Annotated in this window: 8 protein-coding genes and 1 tRNA gene; 6 read left to right on the top strand and 3 right to left on the bottom strand. The window is 73.1% G+C overall.

The window, feature by feature from the left end:
- Positions 1–42 precede the first annotated feature (42 nt).
- From RWM17_RS10195 to RWM17_RS10185, 3 genes are read left to right on the top strand one after another with little or no spacing between them, the layout of a single operon-like run.
- Positions 43–1,110, top strand: a complete 1,068-nt coding sequence (locus tag RWM17_RS10195) for an ABC transporter ATP-binding protein (protein WP_314103313.1) — start codon at positions 43–45, stop codon at positions 1,108–1,110.
- Positions 1,086–2,651, top strand: a complete 1,566-nt coding sequence (locus tag RWM17_RS10190) for an ABC transporter permease (RefSeq protein WP_314103311.1) — start codon at positions 1,086–1,088, stop codon at positions 2,649–2,651. Before RWM17_RS10195 ends, RWM17_RS10190 begins: the two co-directional genes overlap by 25 nt.
- 15 nt (positions 2,652–2,666) lie before the next feature.
- Entirely contained in the window at positions 2,667–2,927 is a 261-nt protein-coding gene (locus RWM17_RS10185; protein ID WP_166760949.1) for a DUF3039 domain-containing protein, read from the top strand.
- Between the two features lie 28 nt (positions 2,928–2,955).
- On the opposite strand, the gene RWM17_RS10180 is transcribed toward RWM17_RS10185, so the two are convergent.
- A complete protein-coding gene (locus RWM17_RS10180; protein ID WP_314103306.1) occupies positions 2,956–4,248 on the bottom strand; it encodes a nicotinate phosphoribosyltransferase in 1,293 nt (430 codons plus the stop codon).
- A gap of 82 nt (positions 4,249–4,330) precedes the next feature.
- On the opposite strand from RWM17_RS10180, the gene murI reads away from it, so the two are divergent.
- The 3 genes from murI (at position 4,331) to rdgB (ending at position 6,622) form a co-directional block, all read left to right on the top strand.
- A complete protein-coding gene (gene murI / locus RWM17_RS10175) occupies positions 4,331–5,188 on the top strand; it encodes a glutamate racemase (protein ID WP_314103304.1) in 858 nt (285 codons plus the stop codon).
- An 88-nt stretch (positions 5,189–5,276) separates the two neighbouring features.
- The gene (gene rph / locus RWM17_RS10170; protein ID WP_314103302.1) at positions 5,277–6,023 is read left to right on the top strand and encodes a ribonuclease PH; all 747 of its coding nucleotides are present in this window, start codon (positions 5,277–5,279) and stop codon (positions 6,021–6,023) included.
- The gene (gene rdgB, locus RWM17_RS10165; protein WP_314103300.1) at positions 6,020–6,622 is read left to right on the top strand and encodes an RdgB/HAM1 family non-canonical purine NTP pyrophosphatase; all 603 of its coding nucleotides are present in this window, start codon (positions 6,020–6,022) and stop codon (positions 6,620–6,622) included. The genes rph and rdgB overlap by 4 nt, the downstream gene beginning before the upstream one ends.
- A gap of 251 nt (positions 6,623–6,873) precedes the next feature.
- On the opposite strand, the gene RWM17_RS10160 is transcribed toward rdgB, so the two are convergent.
- Together RWM17_RS10160 and RWM17_RS10155 are read right to left on the bottom strand one after the other, a co-directional pair.
- Positions 6,874–7,623 (bottom strand): VTT domain-containing protein, encoded by a 750-nt coding sequence (locus RWM17_RS10160; protein WP_314103297.1) that lies wholly within the window; start codon positions 7,621–7,623, stop codon positions 6,874–6,876.
- A gap of 40 nt (positions 7,624–7,663) precedes the next feature.
- Positions 7,664–7,745: transfer RNA gene (locus tag RWM17_RS10155), tRNA-Leu, on the bottom strand.
- Between the last annotated feature and the right edge of the window lie 75 nt (positions 7,746–7,820).

Raw genomic sequence — 7,820 nt, 5'->3', positions numbered from 1 at the left:
GCCGAGGCCGCCGCCCAGGAGGCGGCCGTCGCCGAGGAGGCCGTGGCCGAGCTCGACGTCGTGCCCGTCGCCGAGGAGCAGGCCGTGGTCGAGTCCGACGGCGACGAGAGCGTGCCGGGCGGCGCCGTCGCCCTGCCGACCGACGCCGATGCCGCGCCCGACGACGCGGAGGCAGCTCAGGACGACGTCGTCGCCGCGGCGACCGCGCCCGACGAGCTGGCGGTCGAGACGGACGACGAGTCCGGGTCGGTCGACGCGAGCACGGACGACGGCGAGCTGCCGACCGTGGCTGCGGACGACGCGACGGGCCCCGACGAGGCGACCGCGCCTCCTGCGGACGACGCGGAGCGCCCCGTGGTCCTCTCGATCAAGGGGATCGCCAAGAGATACGGCAGCACGGTCGCCGTCGAGGGCGTCGACCTCGAGGTCCGGGCGGGCTCGTTCTACGGCATCGTCGGCCCCAACGGAGCAGGCAAGACCACCACGTTGTCGATCGTCACCGGGCTGCTGCGACCCGATGCGGGCACCGTCTCGGTGCTCGGCTCCGACGTGTGGGACGACCCTGCGGCCGCCAAGCGCGCCCTCGGGGTGCTGCCCGACCGCCTCCGGCTCTTCGACCGCCTCACGGGCGCCCAGCTCCTCTACTACTCCGCGACCCTCCGGGGACTCGACGGGGCCACGGCCCGCAAGCGCTCGGCGGACCTGGCGGCCGCCTTCGGCCTGCAGGACGCCCTCGGCCGTCTCGTCGCCGACTACTCGGTCGGCATGACGAAGAAGATCGCGCTCGCTGCGGCCGTCATCCACTCGCCCCGCGTGCTCGTGCTGGACGAGCCGTTCGAGTCGGTCGACCCGGTGTCGGCGGCCACGGTGACGGACGTGCTCCAGCGCTACGTGGCCGGCGGGGGCACGGTGCTGCTCTCGAGCCACAGCATGGATCTCGTCGAGCGCATCTGCGACAGCGTCGCGGTGATCGTCGACGGCCACGTCCTCGCGAGCGGGACGGTCGACGAGGTCAGGGCCGGCCGTTCGCTCGAGCAGACGTTCGTCGAGCTGGCCGGCGGCCGAGCCGTCACGGAGGGCATGGAATGGTTGCAGAGCTTCTCCGACTGAGGCTCCAGACGATCGCGAACACCGTCCGGCACGAGCCGCGCCGGCTGCTCGTCACGGTCGTGTCGATCCTCCTCGTCCTGGGTGCCTCCCTCGCCGTCTCCGCCCTCGCGGGCTCCCTGCGCGACGATCCGCTCAGCGACGTCCGCGCGCTCGTCGTGGGTGCCGGGTCGCTCGTCGTCGTCGCCTACAGCGTGCTGCCGTTCGCGCGGGTCCGGCCGCCGTGGAGCGATCCCCGCCGCCTGGCCGTCCTGGGGGTGCCCGAGGGGTCGGCGGCCGTCGGCCTCGCCCTCGGCGGTGCCGTCGGCCTGCCCGTGCTCGCTCTCGTCGCGGTCGCTCCCGGCTACGTGCGATCGTGGGGCGAGGGGCAAGGCATCGCGTCGCTCGCCGTCCTCGCCGTCGTGCTCGCCGGCGCCACGGCCTACCTCGCGTCCCTGGTGGCGGCGACGATCAACAGCGTCGTCCTCACCACCCGCCGGGCTCGTCAGTTCCTGGTCGCGGGGGGCGTGGTGGTCGCGGTCCTGCTCGTGCCCCTCGTCATCGACCTCGTCCGTGCCACCCTCCCCGGCGGCAGGACGAGCGGGGTCGTCGCCGACGTGCTCGCGTGGACCCCGTTCGGCGCCGCCCTCGCCCTCCCCGGCCACGCCGCGGTCGGCGAGACGGGCCGGGTCGTCGCGGACCTCGTGGTGGCGGTCGTCACCCTCGTCGCCCTCTGGCTCGCGTGGCGGGCGCTCGTGGCCCGCGCCTTCGTCGACCAGCCCGAGCCCGACGTCGCGGACGACGCGGCCGGCCTGGGCTGGTTCGAGTTCGTCCGGGCGAGCCCGACCGGTGCCGTCGCGGGCCGGAGCCTGACCTACTGGATGAGGGACGCGCGCTACCGCATGTCCCTGGTCATCATCCCGATCCTGCCGCTGCTCGTCGTCCCGCTCGGCATCGCGGGGATCAGCTGGCACTGGCTCGCGCTCGTGCCGGTGCCGCTCATGTGCCTCATCCTCGGGTTCCTGCCGCACAACGACGTCGCGTACGACAGCACCGCCCTGTGGCTGCACGTCGCGGCCGGCACGCGGGGCCTCGCGGACCGCGTGGGCCGGCTCGCGCCTCCTCTGCTCATCGGGGTGCCGCTCGTCGTGCTCGGGTCGCTCGTCGCCACGTGGCTCTTCGGCGACCGGGGCGCCCTGCTGCCCGAGATCGGGGTGTCCGCCGGGCTGCTGCTGAGCGGCCTGGGGCTGTCGAGCATCGTCTCCGCCGCGATGCCCTACGCGGCGGTGCGTCCGCACGACGACCCGTTCCAGCAGCCCCAGGCACACGGCAGCGCCTCGGTGACGGCCCAGGTCACGATGATCGCAGGGGCTGTCCTGGCGACGTCCCCGTCGCTGTGGTTCGCGGGCCGCTACCTGCTGCGGGGGCAGCAGGACGCCGACATGTGGTCGTTCGTCACGGGGCTCGCCGCGGGCGTCGTCGTGCTCGTCGTCGGCGTCGCGATCGGCTCGCGCACGTTCACTCGTCGTGCGCCCGAGCTGCTCGCCTTCACCCTGCGCAGCTGACGTACGATGGTCGCCATGAGCGACACACAGACCGGCGGCGGACTCGACGTCCTGGATCGCGAGCTCGAGAAGCTCCTGAACGAGGACGCCGTCGACCCCGGCGACCACGAGCGCTTCTCGCACTACGTGAAGAAGGACAAGATCATGGAGTCCGCGCTCAGCGGCAAGCCCGTCAAGGCGCTCTGCGGCAAGAAGTGGACGCCGGGGCGCGACCCCGAGAAGTTCCCCGTCTGCCCGACCTGCAAAGAGGTCTACGAGAAGATGAAGTCCGAGTAGGTCTCGTCCGTCACCCGGCGGGCGCCGCTCACTCGTAGACCGTCGGCAGCACGGGGTCGCCCCGGCCGAGCCGGAACGCGCTCGGCGGCAGCTCGTCGACGGCGGCCTGACGGTGGTCCCGCGCGCGCTGCACGCCCTGCGGCCCGGTCCAGCGGTCGTCGACCACGCCGTCGGTGACGAGCGACACGAGCAGCGGTCGCTCCTCGCCCTCGCCCGGACCCCCGTCGCCGATGCGCACGAGCTCGGTCGTCGCGACGCCGTCGACCAGCACGCGCACCGGTGCCTTGCGACCGCCGATGGTCCCCTTGTCGGCGGACTTCTTCGCCACCGACACCCATTCGCCGTCGGCGCCCTGACGGGCGACCAGCTTGAAGACCATCCCGGCTGCCGGGTGGCCCGAGCCGGACACGACCGACGTGCCGACGCCGTAGCTGTCGACGGGCGCCGCGCGCAGCGCCGCGATCGTGTACTCGTCGAGGTCGTTCGTCACGGTGATCTTCGTGCCCGTGGCGCCCAGGCCGTCGAGCTGCGCGCGCACCTGCGACACGAGCGCAGGGAGGTCGCCGCTGTCGATGCGGACGGCGCCGAGGCCGGTGCCGGCGACCTCGACGGCCGTGCGCACCGCCTCCGGGATGTCGTAGGTGTCGACGAGCAGCGTCGTGCCGGGCCCGAGGCTCGCGACCTGCGCCTCGAACGCCTCGCGCTCGGTGTCGTGCAGGAGGGTGAAGGCGTGGGCGGAGGTGCCCATCGTCGGGACGCCCCAGGTTCGCCCGGCCTCCAAGTTGCTCGTGGCGACGAAGCCCGCGACGTAGGCGGCCCGTGCCGCCGCCACGGCGCTGCGCTCGCCGGTGCGCCGCGAGCCCATCTCGGCGAGCGGCCGGCCGTCGGCCGCCGAGACCATCCGTGCCGCGGCGCTCGCGACGGCGGAGTCGTAGTTGAAGACGCTGAGGGCGAGCGTCTCGAGCAGGACGCCCTCGGCGAAGGTCGACTCGACGACGAGCAGGGGCGAGCCCGGCAGGTAGACCTCGCCCTCGGCGTAGCCGCGGATGTCGCCCGAGAAGCGGTAGTCGGCGAGCCAGTCGACGGTGCGGTCGTCGACGATGCGGCCGTCGCGCAGCCAGGCGAGCTCGTCGTCCCCGAACCGGAACTGCGTCAGCTCGGCGAGGAAGCGGCCGGTGCCGGCCACGAGGCCGTAGCGGCGACCCTGGGGGAGGCGGCGGGCGAAGAGCTCGAACACGCATCGTCGGTCGGCGGTGCCGGCCTTGAGGGCCGCCTCCACCATCGTGAACTCGTAGCGGTCGGTCAGCAGGGCACTGGTCACGTCCCCACCCTAGGCGGGGGGAGGGGGCCGGGACCAGGGCGCCCGGCTGCGGCGCGCCTCTGTCCGGGTAGGCTCGACGACCGTGACGCACGCACCCATCGGAGTCTTCGACAGCGGCGTGGGCGGCCTGACCGTCTCGCGGGCGATCATCGACCAGCTGCCGCGCGAGTCCGTGCTCTACGTCGGCGACACCGCTCACTCGCCCTACGGCCCGAAGCCCATCGCCGAGGTGCGCGAGTACGCGCTCGCCGTCATGGACGACCTCGTCGCCCAGGGCGTCAAGCTGCTCGTGATCGCCTGCAACACCGCCTCCGCCGCGGTCCTCCGCGACGCGCGCGAGCGGTACACGACGGGTGCCGGCATCCCTGTCGTCGAGGTCATCCAGCCCGCCGTCCGCTCCGCCGTGGGCCAGACGCGGAACAAGCGCATCGGGGTCGTCGGCACCGAGGGCACGGTCCGCTCGCGCGCCTACGAGGACGCCTTCGCCGCGGCCTCCGACCTGCAGCTCTTCACGCAGGCGTGCCCGCGGTTCGTCGAGTTCGTCGAGGCGGGCGACACCTCGAGCCCCGAGCTGCGCGAGGTCGCCGCGGGCTACCTCGCACCGCTCCGCGAGGCCGGGGTCGACACGCTCGTGCTCGGCTGCACCCACTACCCGCTGATGTCGGCCGCGATCCAGTACGTGATGGGGCCGGAGGTGCGCCTCGTCTCGAGCGCGGACGAGACGGCCGCCGACGTCTACCGCACCCTCGTCGACCACGATCTCGAGGCGCCGGCCGGCAGCGTGCCGCGCTACGAGTTCGAGGCCACCGGCGCGGACGAGGCGGCGTTCCTCCGGCTGGCGAAGCGGTTCCTCGGGCCCGAGGTGTCGCGCGTCGGCCACCTCGAGACCGGCGCCATCGAGCTGCCGGGCGGGCTCCGCGCCGCCGGTCCGCGCGCGTGACCGTGCCGCCACGGCCCGCCCGCCCCGCACTGCACTGCACGAGACCACGCCAGACCAGACCAGACCGACCCGACCAGGGGGAGACACCATGACCGAGACCACCACCGACCTCGTCCGCGCCGACGGCCGCCGCGCCGACCAGCTCCGACGCGTCACCATCGAGAAGGGCTGGAGCGCGCAGGCCGAGGGGAGCGCCCTGGTGTCGTTCGGCGACACGAAGGTGCTGTGCACCGCCTCCTTCACGAACGGGGTGCCGCGCTGGCTGGCCGGCAAGGGCAAGGGCTGGGTCACGGCCGAGTACGCGATGCTGCCGCGCGCGACCGGCTCGCGGAACGACCGCGAGAGCGTCAAGGGCAAGATCGGCGGACGCACCCACGAGATCTCGCGCCTGATCGGTCGCAGCCTCCGGGCCGTGGTCGACACGAAGGCCCTCGGCGAGAACACGATCGTGCTCGACTGCGACGTGCTCCAGGCCGACGGCGGCACGCGCACGGCCGCCATCACGGGTGCCTACGTCGCGCTCGCCCAGGCGATCGAGTGGGGCCGCGAGAAGAAGTTCATCGCCCAGAAGGCGACCCCGCTGACCGACAGCGTCGCCGCCGTCTCGGTCGGCATCGTCGACGGCGTCCCGCTGCTCGACCTCGCCTACGTCGAGGACGTCCGAGCCGAGACCGACATGAACGTCGTCGTCACGGGCTCCGGCCTCTTCGTCGAGGTGCAGGGCACGGCCGAGGGAGCGCCCTTCGACCGGCGCGAGCTCGGCGAGCTGCTCGACCTGGCCGTCGCCGGCGGCGCCGACCTGACGAGCATCCAGAAGGAGGTGCTGGGCGCGTGACGCAGGTCGTCATCGCCACGCACAACCAGGGCAAGGTCCGGGAGCTGCGGCTGCTGCTCGCCGAGACCGCGCCGGGCGTGGAGCTGGTCGCCTACGACGGCCCGGAGCCCGTGGAGGACGGCGACACGTTCGCCGCGAACGCGCTGATCAAGGCCCGCGCGGCGGCGGCCCACACCGGGCTGCCCGCGCTCGCCGACGACAGCGGCATCTCGGCCCACGCCCTCGGGGGCGCGCCCGGCATCCACTCGGCGCGGTACGCCGGCACCCGTGACGACGACGACAACATCGACCTGCTGCTGGCGAACCTGGTCGGCGTGGCCGACCGCTCGGCGCACTTCTCGTGCGCGGCGGCGCTCGTCGTGCCCGCGTCGGCGGACGGCACGGTCGCCGCCCGCGAGCTGGTGGAGCAGGGCGAGTGGCGGGGCGAGGTGCTGGAGGCGCGGGTCGGCACGGGCGGACACGGGTACGACCCCGTGTTCCGGCCCGAGGGCGACGGCCGCAGCGCGGCCGAGCTGACCCCGGACGAGAAGAACGCGGTCAGCCACCGGTCGCGGGCGTTCCGCGCCATCGCGCCGCACGTCGCGGCCCTCGCGGGCTGACCGCCTCTGCTGTCGCCCGCGGGCTGGCCGCGCCGCGGGGCCGGGTGCGGCTGATCCGCGCACATGTGGCCCCAGCGCCCATTCCTCTCAAATTTGAGAGTGATCGGCGCTGAGGGTCCAGATCCGCCCGTGTTCGCGGCGCCGGAGGCGCGGATCTGTCTCGCTTTCAGACCGGAAATGCACCCGAGAACGCATGACGGTGCCGGTGACGGCGGTGCCATGAGCGACGCGGCGGGTCGGGTCGGAGGCGGTCAGGCCTGCGTCGGCGTCTGCCCGGTGGGGGAGTCGACTCGCGCTGGGTCGACGGCCGCGGCGTCGACCTCGGCGTCGGGGGTCGTGCCGTCGGCCTCGTGCTTCTTCGCCGTGTGCACCCCGTGGAAGTAGTGGATGGCCACGGGGATCAGCGTCGCGAGCACGGCGCCGAGCAGGATCAGGTCGATGTACGAGCTGACGAAGTCGGCGACGGGCGGGATGTGGCCGATGCCGAAGCCGAGCATGGTGACGCCGAAGCCCCAGAGGACCGCCCCGATCCCGTTGTAGAGCGAGTAGCGCCGGTAGCTCATGTGGCCGACGCCGGCCATGATCGGCGCGAAGGTGCGGACGACCGGCACGAAGCGGGCGATGATGACCGCGAGCGGGCCGAAGCGCTCGAAGAAGGCGTTGGTCCGGGCGACGTTCGCCTTGCTGAACAGCCCGCTCTCCTTCCGCTCGAAGATGCGCGGCCCGATCTTGTGGCCGATCAGGTAGCCCAGCTCGCCGCCGGCGAAGGCGGCGATGCCGATGAAGATCGCTATGAGCCAGATCGGCAGGCCGAGGGCACCGGGGTTCGTGGCGGCGAGGATGCCGGTGATGATGAGCAAGGTGTCGCCGGGGAACAGGAACCCGATCAGCAGCCCGGTCTCGGCGAAGACGAGCAGGCAGACGCCGAGCACGGCCCAGGGGCCGAACGCCGACAGGAGGTACTCGGGGTCCAGCCACGAGATGGTCGCCAGGGGCAGCATGGGTCTCTTTCTCGAGGTGCCGGGAGGCCCAGGCTACTCGTGCGGGAGAAGGGACTTGAACCCTCACGCCCGAAGGCACAGGAACCTAAATCCTGCGTGTCTGCCAGTTTCACCACTCCCGCGGGCAGGACCGAGTGTACCGACGAGCACGAGCACGAGCACGAGCACGAGCACGAGCACGAGCACGAGCACGAGCA

This window comes from uncultured Frigoribacterium sp. (genome assembly GCF_963515265.1).
Taxonomy (GTDB): Bacteria; Actinomycetota; Actinomycetes; order Actinomycetales; family Microbacteriaceae; genus Frigoribacterium.
This window is presented reverse-complemented; position numbering and strand designations above follow the sequence as displayed.